16 protein-coding genes are annotated in these 13,771 nt (G+C 63.0%); 9 read left to right on the forward strand and 7 right to left on the reverse strand.

What is annotated here, in order from left to right:
- Positions 1–65: 65 nt before the first annotated feature.
- The 7 genes from JHW44_RS00340 to JHW44_RS00370 all read left to right on the forward strand — a co-directional run bounded on the left by JHW44_RS00340 (position 66) and on the right by JHW44_RS00370 (position 5,729).
- Positions 66–1,388, forward strand: coding sequence for an ATP-binding protein (locus JHW44_RS00340; protein WP_089345348.1), 1,323 nt, complete (start codon positions 66–68; stop codon positions 1,386–1,388).
- A gap of 9 nt (positions 1,389–1,397) precedes the next feature.
- Positions 1,398–2,021 carry a response regulator gene (locus tag JHW44_RS00345; protein ID WP_089345349.1) on the forward strand — a complete coding sequence of 208 codons (624 nt, stop codon included), beginning with the start codon at positions 1,398–1,400 and terminating at the stop codon, positions 2,019–2,021.
- A gap of 30 nt (positions 2,022–2,051) precedes the next feature.
- Positions 2,052–2,567 carry a DUF2478 domain-containing protein gene (locus tag JHW44_RS00350; protein WP_089345350.1) on the forward strand — a complete coding sequence of 172 codons (516 nt, stop codon included), beginning with the start codon at positions 2,052–2,054 and terminating at the stop codon, positions 2,565–2,567.
- On the forward strand, positions 2,564–2,836 hold the full coding sequence (locus JHW44_RS00355; protein ID WP_276327952.1) for a sulfurtransferase TusA family protein: 273 nt from the start codon (positions 2,564–2,566) through the stop codon (positions 2,834–2,836). The genes JHW44_RS00350 and JHW44_RS00355 overlap by 4 nt, the downstream gene beginning before the upstream one ends.
- 12 nt (positions 2,837–2,848) lie before the next feature.
- Positions 2,849–3,826 (forward strand): iron exporter MbfA, encoded by a 978-nt coding sequence (gene mbfA / locus JHW44_RS00360; protein ID WP_089345351.1) that lies wholly within the window; start codon positions 2,849–2,851, stop codon positions 3,824–3,826.
- A gap of 106 nt (positions 3,827–3,932) precedes the next feature.
- Positions 3,933–4,859: an AEC family transporter gene (locus JHW44_RS00365; RefSeq protein WP_089345352.1), complete on the forward strand. Its 927-nt coding sequence runs from the start codon at positions 3,933–3,935 to the stop codon at positions 4,857–4,859.
- A 69-nt stretch (positions 4,860–4,928) separates the two neighbouring features.
- On the forward strand, positions 4,929–5,729 hold the full coding sequence (locus JHW44_RS00370; RefSeq protein ID WP_089345353.1) for a crotonase/enoyl-CoA hydratase family protein: 801 nt from the start codon (positions 4,929–4,931) through the stop codon (positions 5,727–5,729).
- A 109-nt stretch (positions 5,730–5,838) separates the two neighbouring features.
- Here the strand turns inward: JHW44_RS00370 and JHW44_RS00375 are convergent, their stop codons facing one another.
- The 3 genes from JHW44_RS00375 to dapD all read right to left on the reverse strand — a co-directional run bounded on the left by JHW44_RS00375 (position 5,839) and on the right by dapD (position 7,853).
- Positions 5,839–6,417 carry an exopolysaccharide biosynthesis protein gene (locus tag JHW44_RS00375; RefSeq protein ID WP_089345354.1) on the reverse strand — a complete coding sequence of 193 codons (579 nt, stop codon included), beginning with the start codon at positions 6,415–6,417 and terminating at the stop codon, positions 5,839–5,841.
- Positions 6,418–6,513: 96 nt separating this feature from the next.
- Positions 6,514–6,966, reverse strand: coding sequence for a YaiI/YqxD family protein (locus JHW44_RS00380; RefSeq protein ID WP_089345383.1), 453 nt, complete (start codon positions 6,964–6,966; stop codon positions 6,514–6,516).
- A gap of 65 nt (positions 6,967–7,031) precedes the next feature.
- Positions 7,032–7,853: a 2,3,4,5-tetrahydropyridine-2,6-dicarboxylate N-succinyltransferase gene (gene dapD, locus JHW44_RS00385; RefSeq protein ID WP_089345355.1), complete on the reverse strand. Its 822-nt coding sequence runs from the start codon at positions 7,851–7,853 to the stop codon at positions 7,032–7,034.
- A gap of 108 nt (positions 7,854–7,961) precedes the next feature.
- On the opposite strand from dapD, the gene JHW44_RS00390 reads away from it, so the two are divergent.
- A complete protein-coding gene (locus JHW44_RS00390; RefSeq protein ID WP_089345356.1) occupies positions 7,962–8,795 on the forward strand; it encodes an LOG family protein in 834 nt (277 codons plus the stop codon).
- A gap of 98 nt (positions 8,796–8,893) precedes the next feature.
- Here JHW44_RS00390 and rlmN read toward each other — a convergent pair whose 3' ends face one another.
- The gene (gene rlmN, locus JHW44_RS00395; RefSeq protein ID WP_372801557.1) at positions 8,894–10,066 is read right to left on the reverse strand and encodes a dual-specificity RNA methyltransferase RlmN; all 1,173 of its coding nucleotides are present in this window, start codon (positions 10,064–10,066) and stop codon (positions 8,894–8,896) included.
- Positions 10,067–10,205: 139 nt separating this feature from the next.
- A complete protein-coding gene (locus JHW44_RS00400; protein WP_089345358.1) occupies positions 10,206–10,730 on the reverse strand; it encodes an invasion associated locus B family protein in 525 nt (174 codons plus the stop codon).
- 151 nt (positions 10,731–10,881) lie between these two features.
- Here JHW44_RS00400 and JHW44_RS00405 point away from each other — a divergent pair, with 151 nt between their 5' ends.
- Positions 10,882–11,868 carry an asparaginase gene (locus tag JHW44_RS00405; RefSeq protein WP_089345359.1) on the forward strand — a complete coding sequence of 329 codons (987 nt, stop codon included), beginning with the start codon at positions 10,882–10,884 and terminating at the stop codon, positions 11,866–11,868.
- A 150-nt stretch (positions 11,869–12,018) separates the two neighbouring features.
- Here JHW44_RS00405 and JHW44_RS00410 read toward each other — a convergent pair whose 3' ends face one another.
- Both JHW44_RS00410 and serB read right to left on the reverse strand, forming a co-directional pair.
- Positions 12,019–12,777, reverse strand: coding sequence for a TSUP family transporter (locus JHW44_RS00410; protein ID WP_089345360.1), 759 nt, complete (start codon positions 12,775–12,777; stop codon positions 12,019–12,021).
- An 88-nt stretch (positions 12,778–12,865) separates the two neighbouring features.
- Entirely contained in the window at positions 12,866–13,744 is an 879-nt protein-coding gene (gene serB / locus JHW44_RS00415; protein ID WP_089345361.1) for a phosphoserine phosphatase SerB, read from the reverse strand.
- Positions 13,745–13,771 lie beyond the last annotated feature (27 nt).

Genomic DNA, 13,771 nt, shown 5'->3' on the forward strand with positions numbered 1-13,771 from the left:
TCGAAAGTCCGCTTTTGCGTCAGACACCCTTTCAGTAGCGCGCGTGCTGGGCCAAGGTCTCGATCATGAAAAGACTGTCTCTGACCATACGGATCCTCATTGTCATTCTGGTCGTGCAGGGCATGCTGTTCGTCATGCTGGCCATGGCCAATCTGGACGGGCTGCGCCGGGAAATCGCCACGGAAACCAGGCTGGCGGCGCAGACGGCGCGCTCGCTGGTTCTGGCGACCATCGGCACCATGCAGGGGGCGGTGCCAGATGACAGGCTGATGGCCATGCTGCCCGAGCGACTGGTGCCGCCGCGCCATACCCGCATCGCCATCCTGGATGCCAGCGACGGGGTGATCCACCAGATCGGGCATGCGGATCAGGACGGCCCGACTGCCCCGCATTGGTTTGTGCGCATGGTTGCACCCGAGGCCCTGGAAACCCGCCTGCCCGTCCGGCTGCAGGACCGGCTGCGCGGTTTCGTCCATATCGCAACCGATCCCGCGAGTGAAATCGATCGGGCGTGGCGCGACATCCGCAAGACGCTTGGCCTTGCGGCACTGGCCTCGGTGCTGCAGACCTTGCTGATCCTGCTTGCGGTGCGGGCGGCGCTGCGCCCGGTGACGGCGATCACATCGCGCCTGTCCGATATCGCGAAGGGCGATCTGAGCGCCCGCGTCGGCGCCTTGCCGCAACCGGATCTGGCCCCCCTGGCAGAGAAGGTCGATCACCTGGCGGCCTCGCTGGAACAGGCCGAGACCGATCGTGCCCGCCTGCAACGTCAGGTGGTCAGCCGCGCCGATGACGAACGCAAGTCCATTGCCCGCGACCTGCATGATGAAATGGGGCCCTGCCTGTTCGGTCTGCGCGTCGAGGCCGAGGCCCTGCGCGACCGGGCGAAATCCGAAGATGACCGGCAGGGGGCCGAGGCGATCATGGCGATTGCCGACCAGATTTCCAGCGTGAACCGCGCCCTGCTGAAGGATCTGCGTCCCGCGGCCATCGGGCAACTGCCCCTGCCGGTCGTCTTTGGCGACTATGTGAACGATCTGCGTCGCATGGCTGCCGACACGCGGATCAAACTGGAAATCGCGCCCGATCTGCCCGAACCGGACGAGCCGACGGCGACCACCCTGTTCCGGATCCTTCAGGAAGGCTCGACCAATGCGTTGCGACATGCACATCCGCGGCGGATCGATATACGGGTCTGGACCGATCCGGCCCATTGGCGCATGATCCTGTCTGATGACGGGCCCGGCTTTCCCCGGCAGCATCGCGAAGGCACCGGGCTGACGGGCATGCGCGAACGGATCACCCTTCTGGGGGGAAGTTTGCAGCTGACCTCGGACGGAAGCGGAACGACAATCGAAGCAGCCCTGCCACGCGGGCAGACGCAATGAGGCCATGACATGAAGACCGTTCTGGTCGTCGACGACCACCCCATCACCCATCTGGGCGCAAACAGGCTGTTGCGCGATCTGGGCTATGAACAGATCGCCCAGGCCATGTCGGGCGAAGACGCGCTGAGCCAGATATCTGACGGGCTGTCCCCCTCGCTGATCATTCTGGACATCAACCTGCCCGGCGCAAGCGGTCTGGATCTGATCCTGTCGCTGCGCGATGCTCTGCCCCAGGTTGCCATTCTGGTATTCTCGATGAATGACCAGACCGGCTTCGCCGCACGCGCCCTGCAGGCGGGGGCGCAGGGCTTCCTGTCCAAACACGCTCCGCCTGCCGATTTCCGCGATGCGGTGAAAACTCTGGAGCAGGGCGAATTCTACCTGTCCGCCAAGCAGGCCGTGGCCCTGGCCACGCTGCGCGCCGGTGCCAGCGCCGACCCGCTGGCAGCGCTGTCCGATCGCGAACGCCAGGTGCTGGCCCTGATCGGGCGCGGGCTCAGCCTGCAGGCCATCGCGGATCAGCTGGGGGTCAGCTACAAGACGGCCGCGAATACTTCATCCGCGCTCAAGCGCAAACTTGACGTGGACGGCATCAACGGTTTGATGAAATTTGCATTGGATAGCGGCGTTTGATCGCCGCACCCTGGCAGTGAGGATGGTGACATGTTGATGGGGTGGTTCGGGCTGGACGAAGACGCGCAACCCGGCGCAGCAGACGATCTGCTGGGCCAGCTGGCACGTGACCTTTCGGCTCAGGGTGTCCGTGTGGCTGGCGCGGTGCAGGTCAACAGCACCCCCGATCCCGAATGCGCCTGCGACATGGATGTCGTCGTGATTGGCGATGATGCGCCGCCCATTCGCATTTCCCAGTCCCTCGGAACGGGATCGACGGGCTGCCGTCTGGACCCCGGTGCGCTGGAACAGGCAGCGGCGCGCGTGTCACAGCGGATGGCGGGCGCTGAACTGCTGGTGCTGCCGAAATTCGGCCGGCAAGAGGCCTTGGGCCGTGGATTCTGTTCGGTCATCGCACAGGCTGCCTCCGAAGACCTGCCGGTCATCCTCCATGTGCCTGCGCAGCAACGTCAGGCGTTCGCGCAGTTCAGCGGTGATCTGGCACAGCGCATCGCGCCAGAAGATCTGGGGCGTTGGTGCGCCCGGGCCGTGGCAGAGCGCCCGTGACGGCGCCGGTTCTGGTCGATGCACGGGGGATGTTGTGCCCGCTGCCGGTTCTGCGGCTGCGCAAGATCCTGCAGGGGTTGCCTCCGGGCGGCCGCGCGCGCCTGCTGGCCAGCGATCCGATGGCGGTGGTCGATGTGCCGCATTTCTGTGCCGGTGCCGGTCATGTCATGGTCACCACATGCGATCTGGGGGATGGCCAGCACGAATTTGTCATCGAACGCGGTCCCGACAGGTCGCAGGACGACCCGAATGCGCCCGAAACGGAATGAACAGAGAACAGGATGATGCGGATCACAGGACATCAAAGACGTTTTTCGGACCTGACCGAACGCGAGGTGCTGGCACTGGCAATCGCCTCGGAAGAGGATGACGCGCAGATCTATCGCAACTGGGCCGATTTCCTGCGCAAGGACTACGCCGCCACGGCAGAGGTCTTCGAGCAGATGGGCGCGGAAGAGGACGAACATCGCCGCCGCCTGATCGAGGCCTATCGCGCCCGTTTCGGCGAGGTGATCCCCGTCATCCGGCGCGAACATGTGGCAGGCTATTACAAACGCCGCCCGGCCTGGATGATGCAGAACCTGACATTGGAGGCGATCCGCAGCGAAGCGGCGCTGATGGAACATGACTCGGCAGAATTCTATGCCCGCGCCGCGCAGGTCAGCAGCGATGCCGGAACGCGCAAGCTTCTGGGTGATCTGGCCGCGGCAGAGCGCGGCCATGAAGCCCGCGCCACCGATCTGACCGAACAGAACCTGACACCCGAAGCGCGGGAACAGGAAGATGCCGTCGCCCATCGCGAGTTCGTGCTGACCTGGGTTCAGCCGGGACTGGCCGGGCTGATGGATGGCAGCGTCTCGACGCTTGCACCGATCTTTGCCGCCGCCTTTGCGACACAAAGCACCTCGACGACCTTTCTTGTCGGCCTGGCTGCCAGCCTTGGCGCCGGGATCAGCATGGGCTTTACCGAGGCCGCCTCGGATGATGGCGTGGTGTCGGGACGAGGCTCTCCGCTGAAGCGCGGCATTTCTTCGGGGGTGATGACCGCCATCGGCGGGCTGGGACATGCGCTGCCCTATCTGATTCCACATTTCTGGACCGCGACGATCATTGCCTTCATCGTCGTCTTTGTCGAACTCTGGGCCATCGCCTGGATCCAGAACCGCTGGATGCAGACGCCCTTCTGGCGCGCCGCCTTGCAGGTGGTGGTCGGTGGTGGCCTGGTCTTTGCAACCGGCGTGCTGATCGGATCGGGATGAGCCGGCACAACCTGCAGGAGAAAAGCTTGCAACATCGTCCAGCAGATCGGCAGCGGCCGAGACCGGAGACAGGACTGCTCGCTGACAATCTGGCGCGCCATCGCTGATGCTTGAGGTCTTCCTGAAGACGCTGCCCTTTTTCGGGCTGATCGGCCTGGGCTGGATGGCGGTGCGCACGCGACTGTTTCCCGAAAATGCCGCAGCCGCGCTGACACGATTCGTGTTTTTCTTTGCCTTGTCGGCGATGCTGTTCCGCTTTGCCGCGCGGCTTGACCTGCCGGCGCTCTTCGACCTGCCCTTCGTTCTGGCCTATTTGAGCGGTTCACTTCTGGTCTGGCTGATCGGGCTGGTGGTCGCACGACGACGCGGACTGCCGCTGCCCGAAGCCGCGATGGAGGCCCAATGCTGCATTGCCGGGAATACCGGCTTTCTGGGTGTGCCAATGCTGGTGGTTCTGCTGGGCGAGGCCGCGATCGGCCCCGTTCTGATGGTGCTGACCATCGACATGCTGATATTCTCGACCCTGATCACCCTGATCGTGCATGGCGCACGCAGTGGAAGGTTGCGTCTGCGCAGCCTCTTCCCGGTCCTGCGGGGTATCGCGGCCAACCCGATGATCCTTTCCATGGCGGCCGGCCTGGCATGGTCATCGCTGCATCTGCCGTGGCCCGGTCCGCTGGATGAATTCCTGTCGATTCTTGGAGCGGCCGCCACACCCGGAGCGCTCTTTGCCATTGGTGCCAGCCTTGCCGCATTGCAGGTCAGGCGGCTGGGTCCCTCGCTCTGGCTCAGCTTTGCCAAGCTTGCGCTGCATCCCGCCGCAGTCGCCATTGCCGCATTCGGGCTGTTCGATGTCGACCACTTTGCCGCCGGAGTCATGGTCGCGACCGCCGCGCTGCCGGTTGCGGGGAATGTCTATATCCTGGCCCAGCATTTTGGCGTTGCGGCACAGCGAGTCTCGACCGCCATCCTGATTTCGACGGCCTTCAGCATCCTGACAATTCCGGTCACAATCCTGCTGATCGGGGGCTGATCGGGCTGGCCACTATACCCGCCGCCATTGGCAGGCTATGCAAAGACCAGAGTCAAAGCGGGGGAACTGATGCGTGATATTGCCGATCTGAAACTGAAGAACATCCTGCTGGAGGTTGATGACGACGGCATTGCCACCGTGACGCTCAACCGTCCGGAAAAACGCAACGCCCTTGATCTGGCGACTATCGACGAACTGGTGGATATCTTTGTCACTCTGCCACGCGCGGGGATCCGCGCCGCGATCCTGCATGCCAATGGCGATCATTTCTGTGCCGGCCTGGATCTGGTGGAACATCATCGCGAAAACCGCTCGGCCAGCGATTTCATGCATGTCTGCCTGCGCTGGCACGAGGCCTTCAACAAGATGGAATATGGTGGTGTGCCGGTGATCGCGGTGCTCAAGGGGGCCGTGGTTGGCGGCGGGCTCGAACTGGCCTCGGCCGCGCATATCCGGGTGGCCGGACCTGGCACCTATTTCGGCCTGCCCGAGGGCCAGCGCGGATTGTTCACCGGTGGCGGGGCGACCATCCGCGTCGCAGATCTGATCGGCAAGGCGCGCATGATCGACATGATGCTGTCGGGGCGTCTGTACCAGGGGCAGGAAGCCGTCGACGTCGGGCTGTGCCAGTATCTGGTCGATGACCCCGCTGCCAAGGCGCAAGAGATTGCACGGAATGCCGCGCAGAACCCGCCATTGTCCAACTTCGCCATCTGCTCGGCCATCAGCCATATGCAGAACATGAGCGCTTTGGATGCGGCTTATGCCGAAGCCGTCGTCGCAGGCGTGGTCAATACGCAAGAAGACGCAAAAGCCCGTCTGGACGCCTTTGCCAAGGGAACCGCGAACAAGATCAAGCCCGGAACCTGAACAGGGGTGGCCCTTCTGCCGGCCATCGAGGCCGGCAGAAGGGCGGCGCATGGCCCGGCCTCGATGGCCGGGCCATGCGCCCTCTCCCCATCGCGGACAGGTCTTCCCTTCAGCGCAACAGCAGCAACAGCGTCAATGGCAGCACCAGGGTGGTGCCATAGCCCAAGAGGGTAAACAGCCCGTCCCTCGCCAGCATTCCAAAGGCAAAAAAGCAAACGATCGTTCCCATGATCGACGAGGTGAACGGCAGGATCTCCAGGAAGGGCATTGCCAGCCCACAAAGCAGGCAGAGCAGCTGCGACAGGAACAACGAGGGCTGCTGAACCAGAAAGACAAGTCTTGGCTGGGTGATCTGATCCATCCAGCCCGCCGGCTTGCTGATATGTTTCCCCGCCTGACGCAACCATCCCGACTTGATCCGTTTCGACATCAGGAACTCAGGCAGCCAGAGGTGGTCACGATCAACCAGCATCTGCGCCGAGATGATGGCAATGGTGATGCCGCATATGGTCGAAACGAAGGGCACCCCGGACAAGGGCGACACCACGGTTGCGGCGGCAATCAGCAAATTGGCGGCAAAGGATCTGTCCCCCAGCGCCCGCATCACCTGGGCAACGCTGGTCTTGTCCTGATCCGAGGCATGGGCGAAACGGTCCAGAATTTCCTGAAGAGATTGCCGGTCTGCCATTTGCACCCCTGTTCACGCAGGATCGCGATGTCCCGCCCCACCCGTCTTCCGAATGCAACGCCGCAACCGCATCACAGGTTCAGGGCGTTCGATCTTTCATGCCCGCTTCGCTGCGGACAGCAGGCGATCCAGGCTTTGCAGGAACTGCGCCCGGTCCGCCTTGGAAAAGGCCGAACCACCACCGCGATGGAAGGGATCGGCCGCACGAATATCGGCCATCAGGTCACGGGTGGCCAGACGCGGGCCGATATTGGCCTCGGTCAGCACCTCGCCATCATGTTTCAGAACCCGTGCACCGGCCTTGAGGCAACGGTCAGCCAATGGCAGATCGGCGGTCACCACGACATCTCCGGCACCGCAGTGATCAGCGATCCATTGATCCGCGACATCCGGTCCCTCATCCACGATGACCAGAGAAACCAGTGGATTTTGCGAGGGCCGCAGCCCCCCATTGCAGACCAGCACCATCGGCACCCGCATCCGCGTCGCGACGCGTTCGGCTTCGCCTTTCACGGGGCAGGCATCCGCATCGATATACAATGTCGTCATCAGGCCCTCCCCGGTCAGTTGCCGCCCGCCCAAGGGGGCAGGCAGCCTTGGGCACGCCGCCGCGTTCAGTCGCGCAGAAGTTCATTCACCGAGGTCTTGGAGCGCGTCTGGGCATCGACCCGTTTGACGATCACCGCGCAATAGAGGTTCACGCCATTCTTTGACGGCATGGTGCCCGATACGACGACCGATCCGGCCGGCACTTCGCCATACATGACTTCGCCCGTTTCGCGATCGACGATCTTGGTCGATTGGCCGATATAAACACCCATGCCCAGAACCGAGCCTTCGCGGATGATGCAGCCCTCGACGACCTCGGACCGCGCGCCGATGAAGCAATCATCCTCGATGATGGTCGGACCTGCCTGCAGCGGCTCGAGCACACCACCGATTCCGACGCCACCAGAAAGGTGGACGTTCTTGCCGATCTGCGCACAGCTGCCGACGGTGGCCCAGGTATCGACCATCGTGCCTTCGCCGACATGGGCGCCCAGGTTCACGAATGAGGGCATCAGGACCGCGCCCTTGCCGATAAAGGCGCTGCGGCGCACGATGGCACCGGGCACGGCACGAAAGCCTGCGGCCTGCCATTGGTTGTCGCCCCAGCCGACGAATTTGCTGGGCACCTTGTCCCACCAGTTTCCGCCTTGAGGGCCGCCCGACATTTCTTCCATGTCGTTCAGGCGGAAGGACAGCAGAACCGCCTTCTTGGCCCATTGGTTGACATGCCAGTCGGCACCGCGCTTTTCGGCCACGCGCAACGCACCGCTGTCCAGCGCGTTCAAGGTTTCCTCAACGGCCTCGCGGGCCTCACCGGTAGTGGCGCTGGTGATCGCGGCGCGGTCTTCCCATGCGGTCTCGATGGCGGTCTCTAGAGCTTGGGTCATCGGGGCCTTCTCCTTGAAATATGTCGTGCGGCTGGAAACTGTCACATCAGGGCTATAAGCCTGAGTGTAACGCCGCGCAATCCGCGCCGGCCCAGAGACGAGGCTTCGATGACACAGACCGACGACCGCGATCGCGCCCATCCCTTCCCCCACAGCGATGAAGATGCGGCCCGCGCCGATCTGATGCCGGACACGACGCAGACCCGTGCGCCTGCCTATCGCCTCGCCTTCACAGACCGTGATTTCCTGCTGCGCGAGGAGTTGCGCCCGGTGCGTTTGCAGTTGGAACTGCTGAAACCGCAACTGGTCATGGATGAACGCGGCATCGAATCCACCGTCGTCATGTTCGGCGGCGCGCGCATTCCCGCGCCGGAACAGGCAGATCAGGCCCGCACACGGACCCTGGCCAGCCTGTCGAAATATTACGAGGAAGCCCGCATCTTCGCCCGCAAGATGACCGAGCGCAGCATGAAGACCTATGGCCGTGAATATGTGATCTGTACCGGCGGCGGCCCCGGCGTGATGGAAGCAGGCAATATGGGGGCCGATGAGGCCGGTGGGCATTCCATCGGGCTGGGCATTGTCCTGCCCCATGAACAAGCGCCCAACAAATATGTCACGCCGGATCTGTGCTTCAATTTCCACTATTTCGCCGTGCGCAAGATGCATTTCCTGATGCGCGCCTGTGCCATCACCGTGTTTCCCGGTGGCTTTGGCACGCTGGACGAGTTGTTCGAGACCCTGACGCTGATCCAGACCAAGCGGATGAAGGCCATTCCGATCCTGCTGTTCGGGCGCGAGTTCTGGGAAGGAATCATCAACTGGCAGGCATTGGCAGATGCCGGAACCATCAGTGATGCCGATCTGGACCTGGTGCATTTCGTCGAAACCGCCGATGAGGCCCTGGCGATCATCGACAACTGGAAACCTGACGAATGCTGACCCGGAAACGGGCCAGCCCGCACCCATATGCGGCATGGCCCGTTCTGTGACGAAAGAAGCGTTCTGACCCGGCAATCAGATCGTGACAGAGATGCGGGTCAGCCTGCGGCCTCGGCATCGATCTGCGCACGGGACTTGCGCCCGCGCTCGGTGGCGGATTTCAACTGCCCGCAGGCCGCCATGATATCCTCGCCACGCGGGGTGCGGATGGGGCTTGCATAGCCGGCCTTGTAGATGATGTCGGCGAAGGACTCGATCCGCTCCCAGCTGGAGCGCTTGTAGGGCGCGCCGGGCCATTCGTTGAAGGGGATCAGGTTGATCTTGGCCGGGATGCCGCGGATCAGCCGCACCAGCCGGCGCGCATCCTCGTCGCTGTCATTGATGCCGTCCAGCATCACATATTCAAAGGTGATCCGCTCGCTGTTGGAGAGGCGCGGGTATTCCCGCAGGGCATCCAGCAGGGCGGCAATGTTCCAACGCTTGTTGATCGGGACCAGCTTGTTGCGCACCTCGTCGGTCGTGGCATGGAAGCTGACGGCCAGCAGGCAGCCGATTTCCTCGGCGGTGCGGGCGATCTCGGGCACGACGCCGCTGGTGGACAGGGTGATCCGGCGGCGCGACAGCGACAGACCTTCATTGTCCATCACCACCTGCATCGCGTCGCGAACGCCCTCGAAATTGTACAGCGGTTCGCCCATGCCCATCAGGACCATGTTGCTGACAAGACGGGTTTCGTCGCGGGGCGCACCCGGCTGGGGCCATTCGCCCAGATCGTCGCGCGCAACCATCAACTGGCCGACGATTTCACCCGGGGTCAGATTGCGCACCAGTTTCTGTGTGCCGGTATGGCAGAAGGAGCAGGTCAGCGTGCAGCCAACCTGACTGGACACACAAAGGGTGCCACGCCCCTCTTCGGGAATATAGACCGCCTCGACCTCATGCCCGCCCGCGATGCGCAGCAGGTATTTGCGCGTGCCATCGGCACTGACCTGACGGGTCACGACCTCGGGCAGCGCGATCTCGAAGCGTTCGTCCAGCAGGGCGCGGTAATCCTTGGCCAGATTGGTCATTTGCGCGAAATCGCGCACACCCCAGTGATAGATCCACTGCCAGACCTGCCCGACCCGCATCCTGGCCTGTTTTTCCGGGGTACCGGCCTCGATCAGCGCCGCGCGCAGTTGTTCGCGGGTCAAGCCGACAATATTCTTCCGGCCACCTTCCGGCAGCTTGCGGGGAATGGTCAGGACATCCTGCGTGATCGGAGCAGACATAGGGACACCAAGTTTGCGCGTGAAAGAACCGCACATAGGACAAACGCAGCCGGAAATCAACCGGCCGCGCTTAAGGACATTGTCTCGCTGTCCTGGCGCTCCCCTTGCAGGGTCCCGTGAATGCCCGCTCGGGCCGGGCTTACTGGCAGCGCGCCTTGGCGGCATTCGTCGCCGCGGTCACGCCTGTCAGGCTGAAGGTGTCCTTCGTGGTGGTGCCACGTGCCGAACGCCCGGTAACCACGGCCGTGACCCCGGCGCGCAGGGCAGCGATCAGCTTGCTGTCTTCATTCGGACTGCCGGTCCAGGCACTTTCACCTTCGGTGAACAGATCGAATTTCTGTCCTCCGACATCGACCTCGACCGTCGAGTCAGGTGCGAAAGGATAGCCACCGGTAAATGACACTTCGCCATTCTGACCGGCGCGATAGGCAACATACAGGCGAATATCGCCGCGCATCACCTCGACCTCTTTGCCGTTTCTGGTGTTCAGGGTCGATTTGGGCGGTGATACTGCCCAGCATTCCTTGGGATTGCTGGCAGCAAAAACGGTCCAGTCGCCTTCGGTCGCCACGACATTCGTGGATTCCTGCGCAACGGCACCGCTCAGTCCTGCCGCTGACATGACCGCGATGGCCGCCATGGCGCGCAAGGTAATGATTTTCATGCTCTGGCCTCCTGCCATTCATTTCGCCGCTTCGACGGGCGTTTTTCCTGATTGCGCTGGTCTTTTCAACCATCCGCAATCAGGATAGCCAAAATCATTGCGCAAAAAAGAGCGCAAGTCAGGAAATCGCGTAAATGTCAGGGGAGCAGTGATGCGTTCTGCGGAATTAATCGAACTTTGGCGCGGCAATCAGCGGGAAAGCCTGCATCTGGGCCACGCCGTGGTCTGCGACAGACATGGCGTTGTGGAAGCCTGGGGCAGCCCGTCCGAGATCATTTTTCCGCGATCCTCCTGCAAGATGATTCAGGCGCTTCCCCTGATCGAGAGCGGCGCAGCCGATGACGCCCGCCTGACCGAGCGCCAGCTTGCGCTGGCCTGTGCCAGCCATAGCGGCGCGCGAATCCATGTCGATGCCGTGGATGAATGGATCCGCGCGATAGACATCTCTGAAAGCGATTTCCGCTGCGGCAGCCATATGCCGCAGGACAAGGATGAAAACCGGCGCCTGACCTGCAGCGACGAATCGCCCTGTCAGCTGCACAACAACTGTTCGGGAAAACATGCAGGTTTCCTGACCCTGAACCGCAAACTGGGCGGCGGCAGTGAATATGTCGATCCCGATCATCCCGTTCAGCAGGCCGTCAGATCAGCCTTTGAAGAGGTCACCGGGGAAACCAGCCCCGGCTATGGCATCGATGGATGTTCGGCCCCCAACTGGTCCTGTAGTCTTGAAGGGCTGGGGCGCGCCATGGCCGCCTTTGCGAATCCTGCACAGGACCGGCGCGGGCAGGCCATGCAACGGCTGGTAGATGCCATGCGTGCCCACCCCGAGATGGTGGCAGGCGAGGGCCGTGCCTGCACCCGGCTGATGCGCGCGACCGGGGGCCGTGTGGCGGCCAAGACCGGCGCCGAGGCGGTCTATGTCGCCATTCTTCCCGAGATGGGGCTGGGCATTGCGCTGAAGGTTCTTGATGGTGGCACCCGCGCCAGCGAGGCCGCGATCACTGCGCTTCTTGTGCATCTGGGCGTTCTGGACAAGGCCGATCCCACGGTGGGCAAGCTGCTGACCGATCCGATGAAGAACTGGCGCGGCATGGTGACCGGCGAACTGCGGCCCGCCCCCGGTTTCCCGGTCTGAACCGCACATTACGTGCCAGATCGTCACAGGATCGACATGTCCATCTGTTGAAATGACCTCGAAGGCGGCATCCCCCAATGACCGCCTTTTCGGCAAGCAGACCAGCCGGCGCCCCCTTGGCAGAGCGGGCGTCGGTTTTTTCCTTTGTCGCTAGATCAATTGCCAGATGAGGCGCAGCGCCAGCAACGTCGAGGTCACGACCAGCAGCGGCTTGATCAACCGCGAACCGATGCGCAGGGCCAGCCTTGCGCCGATCGCGGCTCCGATGATCTGGGCCCCTCCCATCATGATCCCGACCAGCCACAACGGCTGTCCGACCATGGCAAACATCGCCAGGCCACCCAGGTTTGAAAACAAGTTCAGCAGCTTGGTATGGGCAGTGGCCTTCAGGACGCCATATCCGGCAAGAGTTACGAAGGCCATCATGTAAAAGGATCCGGCCCCCGGCCCGACCAGCCCGTCGTAAAAGCCGATCAGCGGCACGACGGTAGCCGCAAACAGCCCCGCCCCCATCCTGCGAATACGGTCCAGATCGTTCAGGCCCGGTTTCAACGCAAAGAAAACGGCGATTCCGATCAGGATCACGGGCAAGACCACCCGCAGGGCATCGGTCGGCAGATGACTGACAAGCCCCGCCCCCGCCAGCCCGCCAAGCCCGGCGAGCAGTGCGGACTTCCATTGCGACTTCAGATCAACCTGCCCGCGCGCGGCATAGCTGACGGCGGCAGTTGCCGCCCCGAAGGCACCCTGCACCTTGTTGGTCGCCAGAGCCTGAGCCGGTGGCATGCCGACCAGCATCAGCACCGGCACCGTGATCAGCCCTCCACCCCCGGCGATCGCATCTACGAATCCGGCTGCAAAGCCTGCGGCCACCAGCAGGAGGGCAATTTCCACGGTAAGTTCGAACATATGCGACCCATGCGCCTTTGCCGCTGTCTTGCAAAGCGACGGCGCGATCGCCAGCCGCTTTGCCACATTGTCTGGATAGGATCCGCGATCAGTCGGTAACGAATTCCGAAACCCGGTAACCCTGCAGATACAGCAGCGCGGTCAGATCACCGTGATTGATGCGAATGCCCGCCTGTGCCGCCACGACGGGCTTGGCATGCAGGGCTACGCCGGTGCCAGCCAGTTGCAGCATCCCCAGATCATTGGCGCCATCACCGACCGCGATCACATCTGCGGTTGTCAGCCCGCGGGCCGCGGCGATCTCTTGCAGGGCTTCGACCTTGGCTTCGCGCCCCAGAACCGGCAGCGCGACATGCCCCGTCAGAACCCCGCCTTCAGCCAGCAGCGTATTGGCGCGATCTTCGTCGAAACCCAGACGCGCCGCCACAGGCCCGGTAAAGGATGTGAACCCGCCCGAGACCAGCGCAGCATAGCCGCCATTGGCACGCATCGTGGCCACCAGTTCGCGCCCGCCGGGGGCCATGGTGATCCGCGTTTCCAACACGTCCTCGATGACCGTCTCCCGCAAACCCGCCAACAGGCCGACCCGCTCGACCAGGGCCTCGTGGAAATTCAGCTCTCCATTCATGGCACGGGCGGTGATATCGGCGACGCGCGGCCCGACCCCGGCAACATCGGCCAGTTCGTCAACGCATTCCTGCTCGATCATGGTCGAATCCATATCCGCCAGCAGAATGGACTTGCGCCGTCCGATGGTCGGCTGAATCGCCAGATCAATGCCAATCGTCTGCAGATCGGACCACACCTGCTCGACGTCGGCGGGCATGGCCGTGATGTCGAATTCCCCGGCCACCCCCGGATTGAGCCAGCGCGGCCCGCCGCCCTCCCATGATTTTGCCAGGCCATCCAGAAGCGCACTTTCAAGATTGGCAGTGACGGGCGAGGCAATCAGCGAAACGGTGAACATGGGCAGCTCCTTCGGGCATCAGCAATC

Source organism: Paracoccus seriniphilus (assembly GCF_028553745.1).
GTDB lineage: Bacteria > Pseudomonadota > Alphaproteobacteria > Rhodobacterales > Rhodobacteraceae > Paracoccus > Paracoccus seriniphilus.